This is a genomic window from Flammeovirga sp. AWQ4_249, from assembly GCF_056161045.1.
In genome coordinates this window covers 44,427-66,176 of the sequence record NZ_JBSWYJ010000019.1, presented here as the reverse complement: position 1 = coordinate 66,176, position 21,750 = coordinate 44,427, and the positions used below count along the sequence as shown (strand labels likewise).

Here is a 21,750-nt window from a genome sequence, read left to right as displayed (position 1 = left end):
TTACAATTGTATTAGGATTGATTTTATCTTTTTGTCTTAAAAAGGTGATACGAATTTCATTTTAAACGTTTAAATTTTTTTGTCGATAATTAAAAATGTATGTTAATTTGTTTAATTATTTCAATTATTTATTGATTTAAATCAATTTTTCGTAATTTTGAAGTTATTACTATTTGAAACAAATCCGATATGAAAGATATACAATCATTAGAAAGCTGGTCTGTAGTAAAAAATGGCGGTCCAATCGCTATTGCAGGACCATGTAGTGCAGAGTCTGAGGAGCAATTAATGGATACTTGCCGTCAGATCACTGAAGAGATAGATATTACGTTATTAAGAGCGGGTATCTGGAAACCAAGAACTAGACCAGGATCTTTTGAAGGTATTGGTGAAGAAGGTTTAAAATGGTTTGCAAATGTAAAGAAAGAACTAAATATGCCAATCACTACTGAGGTTGCAAATGCTCAACATGTTGAGTTAGCACTTAAGTATGGTGTTGATGTTCTTTGGATCGGTGCGCGTAGTACTGTAAACCCTTTCACAATCCAAGAAATTGCTGATGCTTTAAAAGGTGTGAAAGATGTTCCTGTAATGATCAAAAACCCAATCAACCCAGACGTAGCATTATGGAAAGGTGCGATTGAGCGTATTTATGGTGCAGGTGTTCGTCAAATTGCAGGTATCCACCGTGGATTCTCTTCATTTGAAAAAACACAATACAGAAACGTACCAATGTGGAAGTTACCAATCGCTTTAAAGACTGAACTTCCTAACTTACCAATGATTTGTGATCCATCACATATCGGTGGTACGCGTGACCTTATTTACCCTGTATCTCAAAAAGCAATCGACTTAGACTTTGACGGTTTAATGATCGAAACTCACAGAGATCCAGATAATGCTTGGTCTGATGCTTCACAACAAGTTACTCCTAAGCGTTTAGCGGAGATTCTTAACGAAGTGAAAATCAAGAAAGCAACTACGGATGCTGAAGAAGTAAATTCTAAATTAGATACTCTTCGTGGTAAAATCGACCGTTTAGATAACGAATTATTAGAGGTATTATCTCAAAGAATGAGTGTTGTTAACGAAATCGGAGACTACAAGAGAGACAATAACCTTACTGTTTTCCAAGCAGGTCGTTGGATCGATATTTTCCAAAACCGTCCTGAGCAAGCAGCTAAGTTAGGTTTAAGCAAGACTTTCATGGAGCAATTATTCAAATTGGTTCACGATGAGTCTATCCGTCTTCAAACTGCAGTAGTAAACACAGAAAAAGCTTAATTTTTTCTGTTTAGATAATATTTAGGCGGAACACGAAAGTGCTTCCGCCTTATTTTTTATCCTAAGCGTTCATTCTTTTGAAGAGTAGTTTTCAATATTAAAGTGCTATGAGTATTAATAAAGTATCATTTTTACAAACCGTAGATCAAAGTACCTTTGAAGGGCTAAAAAACTATACAAACCTTGCAGTCATTGTGGATGAGAACACAAAAAGAGACTGTTATCCTATTGTAAAAGACTATTTACCTTCACATATTTTGATTGAAGTAGTAAGTGGAGAGGAAAATAAAAATATTGAAACTTGTCAACACATTTGGCAAGAACTAACTAATGCTAGCTTTGACAGAAAAGCTGCAGTACTTGATCTTGGTGGTGGAGTAATTGGTGATATGGGAGGCTTTTGTGCTTCGACCTACAAAAGAGGAATTAACTTTTGGCAAATGCCTACAACTTTATTATCTCAAGTTGATGCAAGTGTTGGAGGGAAATTAGGAATTGATTTTGGTAAACTTAAAAATCATATCGGTGTATTTAGAATTCCAGATATGGTATTGGTATATCCTGAGTTTATTAAAACATTACCTGCGAATGAACTTCGTTCTGGATTTGCAGAGGTTATTAAGCATTGTCTTATTGCTGATGCTAAACATTGGAAAACTGTTTCTTCTAAACCTTTAGCAGATCAAGACTTAAAATCTATTATCCCTCATTCTATCAATATTAAAGATGGTGTAGTAACTTCCGACCCAACGGAAAAAGGTTTAAGGAAAATCTTAAACTATGGTCATACAATTGGTCATGCGATTGAAAGTTATCTTCTTGATATTCCTGGTAGGAAATTATTACATGGTGAAGCAATTGCTATTGGAATGATTGCAGAAGCTTATTTATCAGTAAAATTTACGGGTTTAAAAGAAGAGGAATTAAAAGAAATTCAAGAGTATATTCTTTCTGTTTATGGTAAAGTTGAAATCCTTGAAACGGACCTTCAACATTTCTACGCTTATCTATTACAAGATAAAAAGAATAGTGGCAAGAAACTTAGTTTCTCATTATTGACCAAAATTGGAGATTGTACTTACGATCAATATATTGAATGGAATGATATTGAAGAAGCCATAAAATATTATATGAGTTTATAATTTGAAAACCCAAAGTTTAAGAATATATTAAATTTTGGGTTTATTTTTAATGACTAAATATGAAAAGCAAACTATTAAATTTTACGATTTTATTCACATTCCTTTCGTTTTATACTCTAGCTCAAGAAATTGAATACAAGCAAGAAAGTGAAATTCATTATTATGATTCTAAAACCAGAAAAACAGATTCTTATTTAGATGAGAGATGTGTTTTGGATTTTTATTATCCAGCTAATAAAGAGAATTATTCAACTGTTGTTTGGTTTCATGGGGGTGGTTTAACTTCAGGACAAAAGGAAATTCCAGAATATTTAAAAGAAAAAGGAATAGCAGTTATTGGTGTTAATTACAGACTTTATCCGAAAGTAAAAGCGCCAGTATATATTGAAGATGCAGCAGCAGCTGTAGCATGGGCTTTTAAAAATGTAACGAAATATGGAGGAAGTCCTGAAAAAATATTTATATCTGGACATTCAGCCGGTGGTTATTTGGCTAGTATGGTAGGTTTAGATAAATCTTATCTTGCTAAACATGATATTGATGCAAATACTATTGCAGGATTAATTCCTTTTTCAGGACATACAATTACACATTTTACAGTAAGAGAGGAGAGAGGTATAAAAGGTGAACAACCTATTATTGATAATTTAGCACCCCTGTATCACGTGCGTGCGGATGCCCCACCTTTATTATTAATAACAGGTGATCGTGAACTTGAACTTTTGGGTAGATATGAGGAGAATGCTTATATGTACAGAATGATGAAAGTTGCAGGGCACAAAGAAACCAGAATAATGGAATTAGATGGGTACAATCATGGTATGGTTTACCCGGCGTTACCTCTTCTAATTAACGAGGTAAATAGAATCGAAAAATTGATAAATTAATATTATAATCTATCTTTTGGGGATAATAATACAGGCTGAATGATCTTTTCAATGAGACGCTCAGCTTGTTCTATATAGAGGCAATTTTTTAATTTCCATCCACGATTTTTTGCAACCATTTCCAATAAATTATGCTCTTCATTGATGAAATTTGTAACTGTAATAATGTGTATGTTCTTATTTACTTTTAATTCATTTAAAGCTACAAAAAAAGAATGCTTTTCATATAAGTTAAAAGGAATACTAAGTGCTTTACTATTAACCATTAATATACTTTTATCTTCTAATTCAATAGAAGCATCAGCAATTGCTTTAAGCATCTCTTGCTGAGAAACTTTACCTGAAAGTTCAATGAATACATAATTTTTATCAGTAACTATTTTATAGGCCATTCTATCTGTACTTATTTAGTAAATATTTGATGACGCAAGTTACTTAAAAGAAAATAAAAATGAGAAACAACATAAATTTATAATGATAATTATCAATAAAATCCTTTTCTAACGCTCTCTAAAAAATATATAATCAAATAATGTAGAAGTTTGAATAAATGATGAAGTAAGTACTTAATTTCTTTTGAAGTATTGTAGACGTATGAAATGAATTACAACGATGCTGTTGTAAGCGAATAAAATAAATAGCTATGAATACTTACTTTAAATTAATGCCAATCTTTCTGACAGTTCTGTATTTTACTACGTGTGAATTGTTAGCGGCTCCAAGAAATGGGGAGCTTTATGAATTTCATCAACCTGATGGTTCTATTGTTCAAGTCAAACTTTACGGAGACGATTACTATCTAAGAGCAGAAAGCCTTGATGGTTACACATTAATTCATGACGAAAAAACAGGGTGGATCTGCTATGCCCAATTGAATCAAACAAAAGACCAATTGGTTTCTACAGGTATACACTATGAAGGTTCAACGTCACTTTCGACATTTGAGCGTACTTCAACTTCTGATTTATTGAAGCACCTTGATTTACCACTGTCTGTTATTGAAAAACAAAGAAAACAAACGGAAGACGATTTAGGGGGGCATCAGCATTTTGGAAATTCATTTTTTCATGACTTGAAACCTACACAACATGGTACAAATACCAATCGAGTGATAGGAAAGTATAAGGCAATAAGCATACTTGTAGATTTTAGTGATGCTCCTGCAGTTTGGGATAAATCTACCATTGAGCAAATGATGAATGGGGAGAATTTTACAGTCAATGGAAATTATAGTTCAGTAAAGAAATACTTCAAAGATGTCTCTGGGGGATTGGTTGAATATGACAATGTAGTAGTTGGTTATTATAGAGCACCAAAGACTTTTGCTGAATATGATAACATGTCATACGCTGCTGGAGCTAGAGAAATACTTCAGTTTGTACTATCAAAAATTGATGAAGAGGGATTTGATTTTTCAAGTCTCAGTAAAAAAAACGGGAACATTCAGGCTATAAACTTAATGTATACTGGAAGTCCTAGAGCTTGGGCAAAAGGAATGTGGTATCATAAAGGTACTTATACAGGGTTTTCAGCAGATGGAGTAGGAACTAGAGATTATAATACTTCTCCAGTGAATGACAACCTTTCAATAGGAACAATTATTCATGAAAATGGTCATATGCTTTGTGGTTGGCCTGACTTATATAAATATTCAAGTAGTACAGGAACAAGTGGTATTGGGAACTTTTGTATCATGTCTGGGTATGGAAGTACAAAGAATCCTATTCCTCCAAATCCTTATTTTAGATGGTTAGCGGGGTGGACTCAAACTACGAATATTTCGAATTATAATGGCACAATTGAAGATGGAGTAAATGATAAAACCATTTATAAATACGATCATCCGTCAAATACAAATGAATTCTTCATATTGGAAGGAGTGAGGAAAACTGGACGAGGAAAATTCTATCCAGATGAGGGTTTAGCAATTTGGCACATCGATAGGACAGGTAATAATCAAACTTGGGACCATGAAGTATGGTTAGAACATGCGAATAATACTCGAGATGGACATACTGGAGCATGTTGGCATCAAGGAGGAAATGTTACTTTTAATGATTCATCATCCCCCAATGCAAGATGGTTAGACGGTAGTCCAAGTAATCTAGCAATCTCTGAAGTTGGTGGAATAGGTAATACAATGGCTTTTAAAGCGGTAGGAAATGGAGCACAATGTACAAACAATGATGTCACAGCTATTCAATTTGCAGTTGATTCTATTTCAATTTTCAGAGATCAAGTTATTACTTTAAATGCAGAGGCTTACAATGAATGTGGAGAAATCGTTAATACAGCAATCAGTTGGTCAAATAATGCCCCTGAAGGTGTTTTTTCATCGAATGATTTTGGACGTTTCGTAATAACAGCAAGTGTAGGGAATATTGAAAAACAAGTAGTGATTCATGTTATTGAAGATCCTGAAAATTGTTCAGATCCTTCTGTAGTGGAATTACAATTATCTCCAGATATTTCAAATTTGTTTTTAGGTGAACAAGTACAGTTTATAGTAAAAGCTTTCAATAAATGTGGAGGAGAAGAATCAATTGAACCAATTTGGGCATCAAATGTAGAAGGAGGGCTTTTTAGAGCAAATCAATTGGGGGAACATATAATATCTGTCACTTTTAATGATATCACGATTGAAAAAGAGATCACTGTTTTACCTGAAAATGCTACATTGATTAGTAATAGTGAGATAGATAATCTCTCAATGATGAATACAGAATGGTACGCACATGATGATGGTGTTAATGGCGGGTCATCTGTTTATCCTAATGGAAGTTTTACAATGACATCGGAAGGAGCTAATAATACCGCTTATTCATCAAAAATCACTTACTCTCTAAATCAAGGATCTTTACCATATAACCCTTTTGTAGCTTTTGGTTTTAACTTAAATGAAGAGGATACTCCTTTTAATTTAAATGGTTCAACAGGCATTTCTTTTTATCATAAAGGGGATGGGTTGCATTTGCAAACGCTACTTTCAACGGTGTCAGATTATGCACATTATCAAACTTATATTCCTTCACATGCAAATTGGACAAAAGTGACGTTAAATTGGTCTTCGTTTGATCAACCCAATTGGGGTAGTTCTGTAAATTGGGACTTATCAAAAGTTGTCGGATTTAAATGGCAGAAAAATGGTAATACTGGAGATCAAGGAGAAATATATATCGATGAGGTAAAGATTGAAGGTTTAATTTTTGAAACACCTCTTCAAATTTGTGAATCAAATGGATTGAGTCATTTAGCACTTATTTTACCAAAAGATGAAATAAAAATTGGTGAGAAAGTTAGTTTAGAGGCGATAGGGTATGATAGCTGTAATCGAGTGATTCCAATTACACCAATTTGGTCTCAAAATAGTTTAGATGGAGAATTTACTGGATTTCAAGCAGGAGCCTTTACTATTTCAGTGAGTACTTTTGATGAACAAACAGAAGAGACATTTATAGTTGAAAAAATTATTAATGTTGTTGAAAATATCTCACCATTCATTTCTATTACTTCTCCTTCTACAGGAATATTTGAAAACAATGATTTCACCATTACTGCTTCTGCTGAAGATAGTGATGGAGAGATTGAAAAAGTGGAATTTTATGTCAATAATAATTACTTAGGTTCTGATTCTTCAAGTCCATATACCTATGATTGGCAACCTGAAAATGGTACTTTTCAAATTTTTGCTGTAGCTGAAGATAATGAAGGTGCAACAACTGTTTCAGAAATAAGAACTGTTACTGTTAATGTTGAAGAAGTGGCGTCATGTCCAATTTGGGATGCTAATACTCAATATCAAAATGGAGATGTTGTTGAATATTCAGGGGTTAATTATACTGCAATTAGTGATTGGCCAAATGTTGGAGAATCCCCTAAATACAATGTTGATAATAATTGGGGTTGGGCTTGGCAAGAAGGAGGAAGCTGTGAAAATGCAATTCAAGCATCTCCTCAAATAATTACAGAGATCGATAATAACGAAGTTTTTCTTCAAATTTACCCTAATCCATCTGATGGAATTTTTAATATTATTTCATCATTTGAATACGATAAAGTTGAAATTTACAATCTTCAAGGCAACAAGATTAACAATTCATCTCATAACCAAATAGATTTATCTAATCATGGAAAAGGTATTTATTTGATAAAAATTGAAACAGAAGTTGGTGTGATCATTCGACAAGTGATCAAAAAATAAAATAGAAAAGTCGCATATCTTCAGTAATTAGATATGCGACTTTTCTAATTATTTATTCTGCTATTTAATTCATCATTAATCGCAATACGTAATGCGATATGTTTTTTATCTGTATTTTCAGGAATCCATGGAGCAGAAATACTACTGTTATCTTTTAATGTAAATCTTATATGACAGCGACTACCATTACTATCTATTTGAAACCTTAAAATTTCATTGTATTTAACCTTAATGGTTTTTCGTTTAAAGTTGAAAATTAAAGCATCTTCTTCGAAACTAATAAATCTAAAAGGCCAAGCTTTCTTTGGTTTAAATAAAAAAGTAGGAAGTAGAATTACAGGGAGTACAGCAATTGTAAAACCAAAAAGATCTGGATATTCAATACCTTTCCAACCAAAATTAAGGTATCCATCAATTAGTTGATACAACTCTGCTCCACCTACCAAAGGAGAAGCAATCCTTAATGACCACTTAATAAATTTATGCTGTTTTAAAATCAGATTACCATTGAAGTCCAAAGGCAAATAAATGTCTTGTTTTCGTTGGTAGGGAAGAAGTAGGTTATTAGTTGTTTTAGTAATCATTTTTTTCTGTACGAATGAATAATTGTTTTCTATTATTATAAAAAGATAATTCAGATTTTTCCTTTTTAATTGTCATCTTGATTTTGGATTTTTTTGTTGATTTCATCCAAAAATAACTCTCCAAGTTCCCACGTTTTCTTGTCTTGTTTATTAAACCATTTTTCCTCGATTATTGTACCGTCATTTAATATAATTCTAATACGATAATCTTCATAACTAGAATCATAACTCTTAAATACTTGTTGAATATTCTTTAAATTAAAAGATAGGTGTTTTTTCCTCTTTTTTATTTTTAAAGTGGTATTCGTTAATCTTAAATACCCATCAAAAGTTTTCCTTTGATAAATTATAAATGGCAACAGCACAGCTTCAATACCGAAAATTATGAATTCAACTTGGTTAAGTGTGTCTATTTCTAAAAAGCTAAATTTGTATAATAATGAACTTATTAAAATGCCATTCAATGCTAAAATACCTATCTCAACATAATGCTGAATTTTTTTAAACCATTTAGCTCGTATAGGGTTTAATCTTGAATAGTCTATATTAATTGGATTATCAAGAGGAATAAAGACCTCATTATTTATTTTAAAATCAGAGAGTATATTCTTTGTTTTAATATTTGTGTTAACGTCCATCTAAATTAGTCTAGTTTTAACTTCATCAATAATAGAATTTCCAATTACCCAAGAAGTACTTTGTCCAGCATTATAAAACCATCTGTCTTGAAAAGTGCTTCCATCTTTTAATTCAATTTCAAGAAAGCTGTCATCAAAATTTTCATTGTAAATATAAGCTATATTTTGTGTTTCAGAATATTTAAAAGAATTTATTTTACTCCCTTTTTTTATTTCAAAATATTCATCTGTTAGTTTGATGTAACCTTTGAAATTCATTTTGTTATAAATGTAAAAAGGAGATAGGAAGAGTAAAATCCCTAATACAAAAACATCAAATCTACCATAATCGACTCTTCCGTTATTTATAAAGTCCTTTATCAGGAAAGTAAATAGGTAGAATGTGAAAATCAATAAACTGATTTCAATTGTTTTTGTAATAAATTTTTGAGCTCTCTTTGTTTCAAAATTTAATCTCTCAGTATCTATCAGAATAGTATTTTTTAGAGGAATAAGAATTTCTTTATCATTATTGAAATGTGATAAAATAGTTTTTCGTGATGCAGCAATATTCATTTGTTTAAGTAATTATAGTATAAAAAAAATAGTGTTCTGATTAGTAGTTGGTTCGTGTAGTTTTTAGAGTGACTTGTTAAATGTTTTTATGTGATTTTAATTGAATGTCTCTTTCATCTATATTAAGTAAGTTTTGGTCAATTCTATTTTGAATCACTTTAAATAATCCTTGAATAGTGTTTTGGTCTTCTTTTCTAATTTCAGTATTTGATAACCAAGGTAAATTCATTTCTTCACCATTTTTATGTGTAAAAACTAGATATTTTGTTACAGAGTTGCCTTCACTTACATCAAACTTAATGATGTTTTTGAGAGAAATTTTAGATCTTTTAAAACCTGTTCTATTGATCATAAAAGTATCACCATCAAAATAGATAAAGCTCTTATACCAAGCTAATGGTGAGTTGGAAAGGTAAGGTTTGATAGCAATTAAAAAGCTTACTTCTCCAATAAATATAAGATCATCAAACCAAAAATCTTTTAAAAAAGTATCGATTGAAAGATTTGTGAAAAGAAAGTTCTTAAGATAAACTAATGCGTCTACACCTAATGCAATAGCACCGATATAGACCATTATCTGTTGTAAAGTAAGTCCTCCATAGTATTTTGGTTTTTTGACGATTCCCTTGAAATCCAGCGGTATATAAATCTTCACAGTAGACATAATGATAATGCTTAAAAAATATGATAGTCCGTGTTTAGATTTATTTACACGTTTATCAAAAGATAAAGTTTCATTTGGTCGTGTTTTTAGGTTTAAAATAATGGTGAATAACCTTAAGAAGTACTTTCTCATTTAGAAACAAATTACGATATTTGCGTGATCTGTACCCATAGGTATAGATAAAACAAAATTTAGTTAGACAATTTCATTCTACAATCAATGGGATTTAAGGAATACAAAGGGCTTGACCTAGTAGCTGCGAATCAAGAAATTCGTCAATATTGGGAAGAGCAAAATATCTTCGATAAGTCTGTCTCATCAAGACAGGGAAATCCATCTTTCGTTTTCTATGAAGGGCCTCCTTCGGCAAACGGTGCACCTGGTATTCACCACGTAATGGGCCGTGCTGTAAAAGACCTTTTCAATAGATACAAAACATTAAAGGGATTTGAAGTAAAGCGTAAAGCAGGATGGGATACTCACGGTTTACCGGTAGAGTTGAAAGTTGAAAAAGAGCTTGGCATTACTAAAGAAGATATTGGTAAGAAAATTTCTGTTGATGAATATAACGCTGCTTGCCGTAAAACGGTAATGGAATTCAAAGAGCAGTGGGATGAGTTAACAAGACAAATGGGATATTGGGTAGACTTAAAAACACCTTATATCACTTTTGAAAAGAATTATATGGAATCTGTATGGTACTTACTAAAAGAACTATACAAGAAAGATTTATTATATAAAGGATATACTATCCAACCTTATTCTCCAGCTGCTGGTACAGGTTTATCTTCTCACGAATTAAACCAGCCAGGTGCTTATAGAGATGTAACGGATACAACGATTACTGCTCAATTCAAAGCAATTGATGAGGGTAATAATCCTGCTTTATTCTCAGATTTATACGGTGATTTATTCTTCCTAGCATGGACGACAACTCCTTGGACATTGTCTTCTAATGCAGCATTAGCGGTAGGTAAAAACATTGATTACGTGAAAGTTCAAACATACAATGCGTATACTTTTGAGCCAATTACAGTAATCTTAGCCAAAGATCGTTTAAATGCATATGTAACGAAGAAGCAATTAGATGCTGATTTTGATGCCTATGAAAAAGGTGCTAAAGTTGTTCCTGCAAGAGTAGTTGCCGAATTAAAAGGTGCTGACTTAGTAGGTACAAAATATGAGCAATTATTGCCATACGTAAAACCTAAAGGTAAAGCATTTGAAGTAATCCCTGGTGATTTCGTAACTACTGAAGACGGTACAGGTATCGTTCACATCGCTCCAACTTTTGGTGCAGATGACCAGAGAGTTGCTAATCTTGCAGGTATTTCTCCAGTTGTTGTATTTGACGAAAAAGGTGAGCCACTTCCATTAGTAGACAAAACAGGTCGTTATGTAAAAGAAATGGGAGAATTTGGTGAGCAGTTCGTTAAATCTGAATACGAAGAGGAAGCTGCCGCTGAAAAAGGGTACAAATCAATGGACGTTCGTATCGCTATTAAATTAAAAACGGAAAACAGAGCGTTTTTAGTAGCGAAGTATGTCCACAGTTACCCACACTGTTGGAGAACAGATAAGCCCGTTTTATACTATCCATTAGATTCATGGTTTATCCGTACAACTTCTGTAAAAGATCGTTTAGTTGAATTAAACAAAACAATCAACTGGAAGCCAAAAGCAACAGGTGAAGGACGTTTCGGAAACTGGTTAGAAAACTTAGTAGACTGGAACTTGTCTCGTTCACGTTATTGGGGTACACCACTTCCAATTTGGAGAACTGAAGATGGAAACGAAGAAGTTTGTATCGGTTCAGTAGCTGAATTGGGTGAATTAGTGAAAAAATCAGTGAAGGCAGGGGTAATGCCAAGAAATCCAAAGTACATCACAGATAATGATGAGCTGACTGAGGAATTCGATTTACACCGTCCTTACGTAGATGATATCGTATTAGTATCAGAAAGCGGTAAGCCAATGTATCGTGAATTAGACCTTATTGATGTATGGTTTGATTCAGGAGCAATGCCTTACGCTCAATGGCACTATCCATTCGAAAATAAAGATATTTTTGATGGTTCATTCCCTGCTGACTTTATTGCAGAAGGTGTTGACCAAACACGTGGTTGGTTCTTCACTTTACATGCAATTGCAGGTATGACGCAAGACTCAGTAGCTTACAAAAACGTAGTATCTAATGGTTTAGTATTGGATGCGAAAGGAGCGAAAATGTCTAAGCGTGTTGGTAACGTAATTGATCCATTTGAAACAATGGGAGAGCACGGAGCTGATGCGACACGTTGGTACATGATTTCAAATGCCAACCCATGGGATAACTTGAAGTTTGACTTAGAAGGGGTAAAAGAAACAAAACGTAAATTCTTCGGAACACTTTACAATACGTATTCTTTCTTCTCATTATATGCGAACTTAGACAACTTCACGTATTCAGAAGCGGAAGTTCCTATGGAAGATCGTCATGAGTCTGACCGTTGGATCTTATCTCGTCTAAACACATTAGTGAAAGAGGTAGATGCAGCATTCAATGACTATGAACCTACAAAAGCAGCTAGAGCAATTCAAGCGTTTACAATCGAAGACATGTCGAACTGGTATGTAAGATTGAACCGTAAGCGTTTCTGGAAAGGAGAGTATGCATCAGACAAGATTGCAGCTTACCAAACGCTTTACACTTGCTTGGAAACAATTTCAGTATTAATGTCTCCAATTGCTCCATTCTTCTCGGATCGTTTATTCCAAGATTTGAATGCAGCAACTGGAAAAGATAAAGCAGAGTCAGTTCACTTAGCGAACTTCCCTTCAGTAAATGAAGCGTTGATCAACATCGACTTAGAAGAGAAGATGCACTTGGCACAAGTAATTTCATCACTTACACACTCTATCCGTAAGAAAGACAAGTTGAAAGTGCGTCAGCCATTGCAACGTATCTTGATTCCAGATGTAAATGCTAAAGTAACTGCTCAAATCAAAGCTGTTGAAGATGTAATCGCTGCCGAAGTAAACATTAAAGAAATCGAATTCTTGACTGAAGAAAACGAAGGGATGTTTGTGAAGCACATCAAACCAAACTTCGCTACTTTAGGTAGAAAGTACGGTAAACTGATGAAAGGCATTGCTGGAACAGTAAACCAAATGTCACAAGACGACATTAAAGCAATCGAGTCAACAGGTTCTTATACTTTTGATGTAGATGGCAATGAAGTAGTTCTTGGTATTGAGGATGTATTGATCACTTCGGATGATATCCCAGGTTGGTCAATGGCAAAAGATCAAGGTATTACAGTTGCATTGGATATCACTTTAACAGAAGAGTTGAAGAAAGAAGGTATCGCTCGTGATATTGTAAACCGAGTTCAAAACATCCGTAAAGACACTGGTTTAGAAGTACAAGACAAAATCAATATCGTTGCTGAAAAAGGTGATGAGTTAGTGAACGGTGCTTTTGAATCATTCAAGGATTATATCTGTGAAGAAACACAAGCGGTATCATTATTAGTAGAAGATACCGTTGCAGACGCAACTGTACTTGACCTTGATGGTGTTGAAGTAAAATTAAAAGTGAGCAAGTAATCTTAGCTTACATTTAGATATTGAAGACGGGTAGCAGAAATGTTACCCGTTTTTTTTATGTTTAGTTGATTTTGTACTTTGAGAAAATAAACTATTACAATATTTTTTAAAGAAAACTAAAGCAAACTATATCAAAATAATATGAAAGTTTACAAAATAAGAATCGGAAATCTAAATGATGAAAATGATGCTTCTGTAATTGTTCCAGATGATAAAAAAGACGACTTTGTTTATACGTCAATAGAAAATTGGAGTAATTATACATGGTACAATTGTGAATTTAGAAAAGTAAAAGATGATTTTTTTCTTGCTTCTGGAGCAGGTATAATCGCTTTTGATAAAAAAGTGTGTGAATCAGATCTTTACACTATACTAGAAATGACAGGTGAAATAATTACTATTAATCATGAGTTATATGGTGAAATTTATATTTATCAATGTAAAAATTATCTCCATGCTTTAGATCTAGAAAACTCAATCTTATTAAGATACCCTCATAATAATGAAATTTCTCGTGTTTTAGATTATAAATTTCATGCACATAGGTTAACATCAGATTCAATATTTATGATACCTGAATCAAATGAGATATTTTGTTATCAAGGTGATAATGTTGATCTCGAATATGATTTTAAAGCAATCTATGAAAAGCATAATTTTCGAGGTCTAATTTTTATTGAAGTTTGATTAATCTTATACTACAGTCTTAAGCTGAAGGCATTACTTAACACTTGCAATATTTCTTCATTAGCACTTTAAGGCAAACTTTTTGAGGTAAACCAATAAGATTTTTTTACTAACATCTACTATGAAAAAATACACAAACTTTATACTCTTGCTCTTCTTAATTTCATGTGGGAATCAAGAACAAGAACTTCAATCATATAAAACGAAATTAGCCGAATTAGAAGCTATTCATCTTACTTTAGAAAATAAATTAAAGGAACAGGATATAAAGATTAAAACAGTCAAAGATGTGACTGCGAAATGGGATAAGGATGCTTTAGAAATCACTAATAAAGACTTAAAGGCACAGACTCAAAAATTAAATCAAACAGTTGCTGAAAATGCGATGAGTAAGCAAGTAGATCCTGAAAACTTCAGAAAATCTTTTATATTTTCTCTACCTAATGAGTTCTTACAAGCGTTCGAAGCTGTCTCAGATAAGTATAAAATATCTTCCGCTCTGAATCCATTTTATACGACTGGCCATTTTGATCTTGATGATAAACTTGATTATGCTGTTTTTATTGAAAACAGACTGAACAACAAACAAGGTGTTGCTGTGATAAAGGGGAGTGATTATAGTCAATTCTATATTTTAGGAGCAGGAAATACATTAAATGATGGTAGTGATGATTTGAATGGGTTATTAGCTTTGACAACTTTGAATACTAATCTAGTTGAAAGTAGGGATGAAAATCCAGTTCCTCAAATCAAATCATCGAATGTAATTTCTTTGTCGTTTAGTAATTTCTCATCTGCGGTGGCTTATTTAGATGAAGGTGAATTTAAACTTTACGCACAAGCTGATTAATCTTTCAACTCTCTTAATCAAATTAACAATGAAATACTTTTATCTATTGTCATTTGTACTGATCATTTCTTGTGATAATAACAAAAAAGAAATAGGAGAATATAAAACTCAGATAGCAGCTATAAATGCAAAAAATATTACACTGAATGAAGAATTAAAGACCAAGAATACTGAATTAGAACACTTGGAAAAATGGGTGACTATTCAACATGAAAATGATAGTTTAAAACAGGCTGTGAAGGATTTAGAACAAAAAATCTTTAATCAAAAAATCAATGAAGAACTGATAGGGTTTGAGTCTAATTTAGGTTATTTCTTACCCTCTGAAATCCTTTCAGTTTTGAAATCTATATCAACAGAATATAAGGTTGAGCCAGATATTAATCCTTTTTTCTTGAAGGCAAATTTGAGTACTGATGATACTTTTTTCTATGTTCTTCGAATTGAACAAATTAATTCAGGAAAGAAAGGTTTTATCGTATTGAAAGATTATGCACCAGATCGCTATTTTATTATGGGAGCAGGGCAACCTTTTAATGGAGTGGATGAAGACCTAAGTTATATAGGTGCTTGTTACGTTAAAAAGGCAAGTAATGTGACGATAGGCTATGAAGGTGATAGTGAAATTTACCCTACTAGTAAAGAGGTTGTAGTATTAGTTACCAAAGAAAGTGCCTCAGCTGTATTTTACCTTGATGAAGGAGAGTATAAATGGAAGTGGATAGGTGATTGATAAAAAAAATAAGTATAATTGTTTAGACAAATATTAAATAAACAATTATATATTTAATCTTCTATTATTTATTTTTAAATTCGATTATCAATCAAAAAAATAATTAATAAGATGAAATTAAATAACGGTCAAATTATTCCAGACGTTGGGTTTGGTACTTATCTATCAAAGAGTGGTGAAGAAGTTGAAAATGCGGTAAAAGTAGCATTAGAAGCGGGGTATCGTCATATTGATACAGCAATGATTTATAAGAATGAGGAAGGTGTCGGAAATGCTATTAAAGCTTCAGGTATTCCTCGTGAAGAAATTTTTGTAACAACTAAATTGTGGAATGATGATATCAGAAGTGGTAAAGTTAGAGAAGCATTATTAGCGTCTTTGAAAAGGCTTCAGCTGGATTATATTGACCTTTACCTTATTCACTGGCCAGCAGATGGGTATAAAGCTGCATATAAAGAGATGATTGCTTTGCAAAAAGAAGGCTTAATTAAGAGTATTGGTGTCAGTAACTTTAAACAACATCATCTTGAAGATATTGCAGATCTTGAAGTAGTTCCTACTGTGAATCAAATTGAAAGACATCCTAAATTACAACAAAATGACTTTATCGCTTATTGTGCTGACAAAGGAATTCTTGTACAGGCATGGGGTCCTTTGATGCAGGCAGGATTATTTGAGGATGAAACATTAATAGCGATTGCTGAGAAATACAACAAATCTACTGCTCAAGTGATGTTGAGATGGCATATTCAATCGGGTGTAAACCCATTACCTAAATCGGTAACTCCAAAAAGAATTATTGCTAACCTAGATATTTTTGATTTTGAATTATCTACTGATGATATGAATCAGATTAAAACGATGGATGAAGGTAAAAGAGTAGGACCAGATCCTGATACTTTTGATTTTTAATGAAATAAGTTGAATGTTAAACTATTATTATCATAGATCAATTGAAATGCATCAATAATGTTGCACCTTTGAATTGTTAGGTAAGTAATAGTAAGCTGAATAGATAAAGTTTTGCTTTATCATTTGTGGAATCCAAAAATGACACTATTCGCTTAAAGCATTCATTTTTTATAAGTCCAATGACATTATGTTGTTGGACTTTTTTTGTGTTGCATAAAAAAAGACCACTACAAAGTAATGATCTTTTTAATTCCTTTAATAACCCAAAAACTATTTCTTATTGCTGTTTTCGTGTACTAAATACGGAAAATAATTTGATTATGTCAAGAAAAAATATAATTAAAATGACTTTTTATGTGTTTTTTTTAATAATAAAACGCATAACATAGTGTACTATTAACCGTTAGGTTAATAAAAGAGCTTTTTCTCATTAATTACTGAAATTCCATGGCGAAAGACGTTTTTAATTACACTATATATTCTATTCAATTCTTCTTTTTGTATTGTATAAGTAGTGTTAATGTAAACGATATTTCCAAGTGGTCTTAACAAAACTTTCTCTTTCATAAAGTAATTATAGAGCTCATCTCTAATTGAATTGAAGTAGGAGGTTTCTTTTTCTGTATCAAATTCTATTGCTAAAATTGTCCCCGTTTGCCTTATAGATTTACAGAATGGTTCTTTTTCAATTTCCTTTTTAAATGTTGAATGGCTAACAATAATATCTTTAATTTGTTTTTGTCTTTCTTGACTTAACAACATATCCAAACTTTTGGAAGCAACAGCACAAGCTAAAGGATTACCCGTAAATGAATGTCCGTGAAAGAATGTTTTCAATACATCGTCAGTGAGGTATGCATTGTAAATTTCTTCCGTACAAATCGTTATGCTTAAAGGCATTATTCCACCCGTCAAGGCTTTTGACATAGTGATGATATCAGGGGAATTCTTTGTTAAATGATTTGTCGCGAATAATTTTCCTGTACGGTAAAAACCAGTCATTACTTCGTCTGCGATACATAGCGTACCATACTCTTGAGCAATTCCTATTAATTCATCAAGCCACTCACTTTTGTACATTCTCATCCCAGAAGCTCCTTGAACAAGTGGTTCAAATATAAACGCACAATATTCCTCTGTAGATGCTAGTGCTAACATTTTTGTTTTGACCTCTTCCCAATTATCTTCTGTTGGAAAAGGAAGAAAATCCACATCGAATAAATAGTCATCGAAAGGCTTTGAAAAAGCAGTTCTTGCTGCCATTGACAATGCCCCAAAAGTATCTCCGTGATAAGCACCTTCGAAAGCAATCACCTTTTTTCGATGATGAATTCCTTTGTTATAGAAATACTGAATGATCATTTTTATGGCGATTTCATTCGCGGTACTTCCATTATCAGAGAAAAATACTTTCGAATATTCTCCAGGAAGCAAAGGCATCATCTTTTCTGCAAGTTCAACAGCAGGTTGATGCGTAAAGCCAGCGAAAATGACATGGTCCAATGTTAAGGTTTGTTGTTTTAACGTTTCTGCTAATTCTTCATTGCCATGTCCATGGATATTTACCCACCAAGATGAAACAGCATCAATTATTTCAGTCCCATCTTCAAGTTTTAATTTGGTTCCTTTTGCACTTTGGACTGGAAGAGGTGGAGGTGTTAGAGTTTGAGGAGTAAAAGGATGCCAAATCAACTCCTTATCTTTTTCAACTAATGTTTTATGCATTTTCTCTAGCGTTTATAAGTTGAAAAATCTCTAATTGTTCACGAAGGTTTTCAGCATATTCAGTAATGACATGTTGATCAACTTTTTCCAATTGAGGAACTTTTAATAAACAAGGTACTTTCGCATGTTTCAAAATAACATCTTCTGTATCTTCATTTCTTTCACCGTTGAATACGATACCGATCAGATTTAATTTTCTTCTTTGAATCTCTCTAATCGATAAAAGCGTATGGTTGATACTTCCTAAGTAGTTATTCGAAACTAATACTACAGGTAAATCATGTTTTTCAGCAATATCAATCACCATTTCCTCATCATTCAAAGGAACCATCATTCCACCAGCCCCTTCTATAATCAAATGTTCAGAAGGATACGAAGGAATTGTAATATTTTCGAGTTTAACCTCAACATTTTCTCTTTTTGCTGAAGCATGGGGAGACATTGGGTATTGTAATAAACAGGCTTCCGTAATCTTTTCAATTTTTGTTGGGAGAAGTGCATGAACAGTTTCTGTATCCGTAGGGAATCCTGCTTGAACTGGTTTCCAGTAATTTGCTTTTAAGGCTTCAGTAAATATTGCTGAAATAACAGATTTTCCACTATCTGTACCTATGGCTGTAATAAATAATTCCATTAGATTTCTTTTTTGAGGATAAAAAATAAAGGGTGATAGGTTAATCTTACTTTATCATCTTTTAGAAAATGAGTAGCATATTCTTGATTGAATTGAAATAACCTTTTTCTGTTCCAAACTTTACTAGATGTAGCACTACCGCTGACACCAGTTTGTTTAATGTGTTTGAGGACTGCTGTACCATTATCAAACAAGCATTCTTCTTTCCATTCCCAATTTTTAATGGTCGTAAACCCAGCATCATGAAGCATTTTCAACCATTCCTCTAAAGAATAATACTGTAAACCCTGATTAAGAAGCGCCTTAATCTCTAGGAAATTATCTTTCCCAAAAGTAGAAAAAGCAAAGTATCCATTAGGTTTTAATGCAGTATGAATTCTAGTAAGAAGTTGAGGGATGTCTTGTATCCATTGTAAAGCAGAAGAAGATAAAATCAGATCTTTTTCCGAAGGAATTATTGTCTTTTCTATATCACCTCCTAAAAATTGTAAATGTGGATTTTCTTTAAGCAATTGATGCGTACAAAGTCTATCCAAATCATTGACGATATACTCATTTTGTATATGAGGGTAAATTTTTTTGGTTAAAAAACCTGAGCCACATCCAATTTCAAAAGCAGAGAAAAAAGTATTTTCCTCTAATAATAAAACTTCATAAAGGTGTTCTGTAATTTTCTTTTGAATAAAAGCTTCTTCGTCATATGTTTTGACATTACGACCAAAACGGCTGGCAACTTTTTCTTTATCGATACTAATCATAATGCCAATTCGTTTTTTAGTTCTAAAATCTCTTCCCAAGTATTAAACCTTTCGAAAGGGTAATGTTGTGTACCGAAAATTGTAAGATTAGAAGTATTTTCCTCCCAATGATTCATTAAGTTTTGGAAAGGGAAAATTCTATCTTTTTGACTCAAAATAATATGATTAAAATGAGGATTAACTTCTAATGATGGGAGATTACCTAAGAAATTTAATTCGGCTTTTAACTCTTCAATGGACCTATCATTTTTTTCTAAAAAAAAATTTGACAATTCTTTGTTTCCAATCATTCTATAAATGAATTTTTCCCAGGAATTTACTGTCAATAATTTTAATGTACCCTTAAAAATTTTAGTCGGAATTCCTTCTGTATCATCCACAGGTTTTAATGAACCATTGATGGCAATTGCGTTTGATATATTTTTGAATTTATTCATATAATGTCCTGCGACAAGTACACCGAAGGACCAACTAATAATTTCTATTGAGTCATAATTTTTAATACTTTCTCTTAATTCTGAAAAATCAAGATGAGAGTAGTTATAAAGCATTAAAGCATCTTTTTTTGAAGATAATACTTCTTTGAAAAAAGATGGATGCTGTCCCCATCCACCAAAAAAGAGTAGGACAGATGATGTATTTTGTTTAGATAGCCAACTGATCTGCATGCTTTTTTTCTAGTTTAATGTGAGGTTGAATTAGAATAAGTAATCGATCAATTTCATCTTTTGTATGATTGACAGTCAATGAAATTCTCAATCGAGCAGTACCTTTTGGAACAGTGGGATAGCGTATAGCTCCTACTAGAAAACCTTCTTTTTGAAGTGTATTAGCAAGTGCTAAACAAGCTTCATTATTACCGATGATAATGGGTTGTATATAGGATGTTGAAGGTGTTTTTATCTCCAACTTTTCACATTGCTCTAAAAAGTAAGAAGTGATGTCGGCCAATTGCTTCCTTAGCTCATTTTGTTGATTGATAATTTGCCACGTGAATGCTAGCCATGCTGCATTGATCGGAGGTAGAGAAGTAGTGTAAATAAAGGAACGACAAGTATTAATGAGGTAATCTTTCCAATTTTGTGATAGAAGTACCAAAGCACCTACTCCTCCTAATGCTTTCCCACATGGAGCAATAATAATGTCTACTTCATTGGTGAGGTTTTCTTTTTCAGAAAGCCCTAAACCATTTTGACCTATACTACCAATACTATGAGCTTCGTCAAGTATAAGGTGGCAATTGAATTTCTTTTTGAGATCAACTAATTTTTTTAAATCACAAAAATCACCATCCATACTGAAAAGTGCTTCAGAAATGATGTATACCTCTTTGTATTGGTCTCTTGACTTTAATAGAAGACGTTCAAGATGTTCGTAATTAAGGTGACTGAATCTTTCAAAATGAGCTTTACTAAGTTTCAATCCATCTACTATGCTTGCATGATTCAGTTTATCCGAAAGAATTAAATCTTCTTTTTGTGGAATACTCGAAAGAATACCAATATTAGCATGATAGCCACTATTCATATACAAGCATGCTTCTTTTTGAAAAGTATTCGCAACTGACTCTTCTAAAACTTGGAAGCTACTAGAATGTCCTTCAAGAAGTCTTGAAGAAGCACTGCCAAAGCCAATAAAATCATCCTGCATTTGATACAAAAAACTTTGATATAAACTCTTATGTGATGCTATTCCTAGATAATCATTAGAGATAAAACTACACATTTCAACTCCTTGATGCATTACTTTCCCACCATCTAGACGGTCTAATTTTTTAAGTGAACGCCATTGATGTTGTTCTTTAAAAGAAGATAATTGATTTAAAATTTCCATTATTCTAGAATTTTAAAAAGTGAACAAAGAAAATAGAGGGTGCAGTGGAGTATTCTGTATTTTACCCCACTGCTT

General features: G+C 32.7%; 19 protein-coding genes. 9 read left to right on the top strand and 10 right to left on the bottom strand.

Features of this window, described 5'->3' with window-relative positions; genetic code table 11:
• Positions 1–189: 189 nt before the first annotated feature.
• From ACXAHM_RS14885 to ACXAHM_RS14875, 3 genes are all read left to right on the top strand, one after another.
• Positions 190–1,284 carry a chorismate mutase gene (locus tag ACXAHM_RS14885; RefSeq protein WP_474961248.1) on the top strand — a complete coding sequence of 365 codons (1,095 nt, stop codon included), beginning with the start codon at positions 190–192 and terminating at the stop codon, positions 1,282–1,284.
• 107 nt (positions 1,285–1,391) lie between these two features.
• On the top strand, positions 1,392–2,426 hold the full coding sequence (gene aroB / locus ACXAHM_RS14880) for a 3-dehydroquinate synthase (protein ID WP_474961247.1): 1,035 nt from the start codon (positions 1,392–1,394) through the stop codon (positions 2,424–2,426).
• Positions 2,427–2,485: 59 nt separating this feature from the next.
• Positions 2,486–3,313: an alpha/beta hydrolase gene (locus tag ACXAHM_RS14875; protein ID WP_474961246.1), complete on the top strand. Its 828-nt coding sequence runs from the start codon at positions 2,486–2,488 to the stop codon at positions 3,311–3,313.
• 2 nt (positions 3,314–3,315) lie between these two features.
• On the opposite strand, the gene ACXAHM_RS14870 is transcribed toward ACXAHM_RS14875, so the two are convergent.
• Positions 3,316–3,705, bottom strand: coding sequence for a hypothetical protein (locus ACXAHM_RS14870; protein ID WP_474961245.1), 390 nt, complete (start codon positions 3,703–3,705; stop codon positions 3,316–3,318).
• A 251-nt stretch (positions 3,706–3,956) separates the two neighbouring features.
• Between ACXAHM_RS14870 and ACXAHM_RS14865 the strand changes: the two genes are divergently transcribed.
• A complete protein-coding gene (locus tag ACXAHM_RS14865) occupies positions 3,957–7,514 on the top strand; it encodes a M6 family metalloprotease domain-containing protein (RefSeq protein WP_474961244.1) in 3,558 nt (1,185 codons plus the stop codon).
• Positions 7,515–7,558: 44 nt separating this feature from the next.
• Here ACXAHM_RS14865 and ACXAHM_RS14860 read toward each other — a convergent pair whose 3' ends face one another.
• From ACXAHM_RS14860 to ACXAHM_RS14845, 4 genes are all read right to left on the bottom strand, one after another.
• Positions 7,559–8,098, bottom strand: a complete 540-nt coding sequence (locus ACXAHM_RS14860; protein WP_474961243.1) for a hypothetical protein — start codon at positions 8,096–8,098, stop codon at positions 7,559–7,561.
• Positions 8,099–8,163: 65 nt separating this feature from the next.
• Complete coding sequence (locus tag ACXAHM_RS14855) at positions 8,164–8,736, bottom strand: hypothetical protein (RefSeq protein ID WP_474961242.1); 573 nt, start codon at positions 8,734–8,736, stop codon at positions 8,164–8,166.
• Positions 8,737–9,291: a hypothetical protein gene (locus ACXAHM_RS14850; protein ID WP_474961241.1), complete on the bottom strand. Its 555-nt coding sequence runs from the start codon at positions 9,289–9,291 to the stop codon at positions 8,737–8,739. It lies immediately after the preceding gene.
• A 76-nt stretch (positions 9,292–9,367) separates the two neighbouring features.
• The gene (locus tag ACXAHM_RS14845) at positions 9,368–9,955 is read right to left on the bottom strand and encodes a hypothetical protein (RefSeq protein WP_474961240.1); all 588 of its coding nucleotides are present in this window, start codon (positions 9,953–9,955) and stop codon (positions 9,368–9,370) included.
• Between the two features lie 219 nt (positions 9,956–10,174).
• Here ACXAHM_RS14845 and ileS point away from each other — a divergent pair, with 219 nt between their 5' ends.
• The 5 genes from ileS (at position 10,175) to ACXAHM_RS14820 (ending at position 16,725) form a co-directional block, all read left to right on the top strand.
• Entirely contained in the window at positions 10,175–13,543 is a 3,369-nt protein-coding gene (gene ileS, locus ACXAHM_RS14840) for an isoleucine--tRNA ligase (RefSeq protein WP_474961239.1), read from the top strand.
• 141 nt (positions 13,544–13,684) lie between these two features.
• Positions 13,685–14,230: a hypothetical protein gene (locus ACXAHM_RS14835; RefSeq protein WP_474961238.1), complete on the top strand. Its 546-nt coding sequence runs from the start codon at positions 13,685–13,687 to the stop codon at positions 14,228–14,230.
• 121 nt (positions 14,231–14,351) lie between these two features.
• Complete coding sequence (locus ACXAHM_RS14830; protein ID WP_474961237.1) at positions 14,352–15,080, top strand: hypothetical protein; 729 nt, start codon at positions 14,352–14,354, stop codon at positions 15,078–15,080.
• 28 nt (positions 15,081–15,108) lie between these two features.
• The gene (locus ACXAHM_RS14825; protein WP_474961236.1) at positions 15,109–15,813 is read left to right on the top strand and encodes a hypothetical protein; all 705 of its coding nucleotides are present in this window, start codon (positions 15,109–15,111) and stop codon (positions 15,811–15,813) included.
• A gap of 111 nt (positions 15,814–15,924) precedes the next feature.
• The gene (locus ACXAHM_RS14820) at positions 15,925–16,725 is read left to right on the top strand and encodes an aldo/keto reductase (protein WP_474961235.1); all 801 of its coding nucleotides are present in this window, start codon (positions 15,925–15,927) and stop codon (positions 16,723–16,725) included.
• Between the two features lie 408 nt (positions 16,726–17,133).
• Here the strand turns inward: ACXAHM_RS14820 and bioA are convergent, their stop codons facing one another.
• From bioA to ACXAHM_RS14795, 5 genes are read right to left on the bottom strand one after another with little or no spacing between them, the layout of a single operon-like run.
• Positions 17,134–18,450, bottom strand: a complete 1,317-nt coding sequence (gene bioA, locus ACXAHM_RS14815) for an adenosylmethionine--8-amino-7-oxononanoate transaminase (protein ID WP_474961234.1) — start codon at positions 18,448–18,450, stop codon at positions 17,134–17,136.
• Entirely contained in the window at positions 18,443–19,084 is a 642-nt protein-coding gene (gene bioD, locus ACXAHM_RS14810; RefSeq protein WP_474961233.1) for a dethiobiotin synthase, read from the bottom strand. Before bioD ends, bioA begins: the two co-directional genes overlap by 8 nt.
• Entirely contained in the window at positions 19,084–19,842 is a 759-nt protein-coding gene (gene bioC / locus ACXAHM_RS14805) for a malonyl-ACP O-methyltransferase BioC (RefSeq protein WP_474961232.1), read from the bottom strand. The genes bioD and bioC overlap by 1 nt, the downstream gene beginning before the upstream one ends.
• Complete coding sequence (locus tag ACXAHM_RS14800) at positions 19,839–20,510, bottom strand: pimeloyl-ACP methyl esterase BioG family protein (protein WP_474961231.1); 672 nt, start codon at positions 20,508–20,510, stop codon at positions 19,839–19,841. Before ACXAHM_RS14800 ends, bioC begins: the two co-directional genes overlap by 4 nt.
• Positions 20,488–21,675: an aminotransferase class I/II-fold pyridoxal phosphate-dependent enzyme gene (locus ACXAHM_RS14795; RefSeq protein ID WP_474961230.1), complete on the bottom strand. Its 1,188-nt coding sequence runs from the start codon at positions 21,673–21,675 to the stop codon at positions 20,488–20,490. Before ACXAHM_RS14795 ends, ACXAHM_RS14800 begins: the two co-directional genes overlap by 23 nt.
• Between the last annotated feature and the right edge of the window lie 75 nt (positions 21,676–21,750).

Coding starts and splice junctions, on each gene's coding strand:
- ACXAHM_RS14885 (WP_474961248.1), top strand. CDS start 190: ATGAAAGATATACAATCATTAGAAAGCTGGTCTGTAGTAAAAAATGGC.
- aroB (WP_474961247.1), top strand. CDS start 1,392: ATGAGTATTAATAAAGTATCATTTTTACAAACCGTAGATCAAAGTACC.
- ACXAHM_RS14875 (WP_474961246.1), top strand. CDS start 2,486: ATGAAAAGCAAACTATTAAATTTTACGATTTTATTCACATTCCTTTCG.
- ACXAHM_RS14870 (WP_474961245.1), bottom strand. CDS start 3,705: ATGGCCTATAAAATAGTTACTGATAAAAATTATGTATTCATTGAACTT.
- ACXAHM_RS14865 (WP_474961244.1), top strand. CDS start 3,957: ATGAATACTTACTTTAAATTAATGCCAATCTTTCTGACAGTTCTGTAT.
- ACXAHM_RS14860 (WP_474961243.1), bottom strand. CDS start 8,098: ATGATTACTAAAACAACTAATAACCTACTTCTTCCCTACCAACGAAAA.
- ACXAHM_RS14855 (WP_474961242.1), bottom strand. CDS start 8,736: ATGGACGTTAACACAAATATTAAAACAAAGAATATACTCTCTGATTTT.
- ACXAHM_RS14850 (WP_474961241.1), bottom strand. CDS start 9,291: ATGAATATTGCTGCATCACGAAAAACTATTTTATCACATTTCAATAAT.
- ACXAHM_RS14845 (WP_474961240.1), bottom strand. CDS start 9,955: ATGTCTACTGTGAAGATTTATATACCGCTGGATTTCAAGGGAATCGTC.
- ileS (WP_474961239.1), top strand. CDS start 10,175: ATGGGATTTAAGGAATACAAAGGGCTTGACCTAGTAGCTGCGAATCAA.
- ACXAHM_RS14835 (WP_474961238.1), top strand. CDS start 13,685: ATGAAAGTTTACAAAATAAGAATCGGAAATCTAAATGATGAAAATGAT.
- ACXAHM_RS14830 (WP_474961237.1), top strand. CDS start 14,352: ATGAAAAAATACACAAACTTTATACTCTTGCTCTTCTTAATTTCATGT.
- ACXAHM_RS14825 (WP_474961236.1), top strand. CDS start 15,109: ATGAAATACTTTTATCTATTGTCATTTGTACTGATCATTTCTTGTGAT.
- ACXAHM_RS14820 (WP_474961235.1), top strand. CDS start 15,925: ATGAAATTAAATAACGGTCAAATTATTCCAGACGTTGGGTTTGGTACT.
- bioA (WP_474961234.1), bottom strand. CDS start 18,450: ATGCATAAAACATTAGTTGAAAAAGATAAGGAGTTGATTTGGCATCCT.
- bioD (WP_474961233.1), bottom strand. CDS start 19,084: ATGGAATTATTTATTACAGCCATAGGTACAGATAGTGGAAAATCTGTT.
- bioC (WP_474961232.1), bottom strand. CDS start 19,842: ATGATTAGTATCGATAAAGAAAAAGTTGCCAGCCGTTTTGGTCGTAAT.
- ACXAHM_RS14800 (WP_474961231.1), bottom strand. CDS start 20,510: ATGCAGATCAGTTGGCTATCTAAACAAAATACATCATCTGTCCTACTC.
- ACXAHM_RS14795 (WP_474961230.1), bottom strand. CDS start 21,675: ATGGAAATTTTAAATCAATTATCTTCTTTTAAAGAACAACATCAATGG.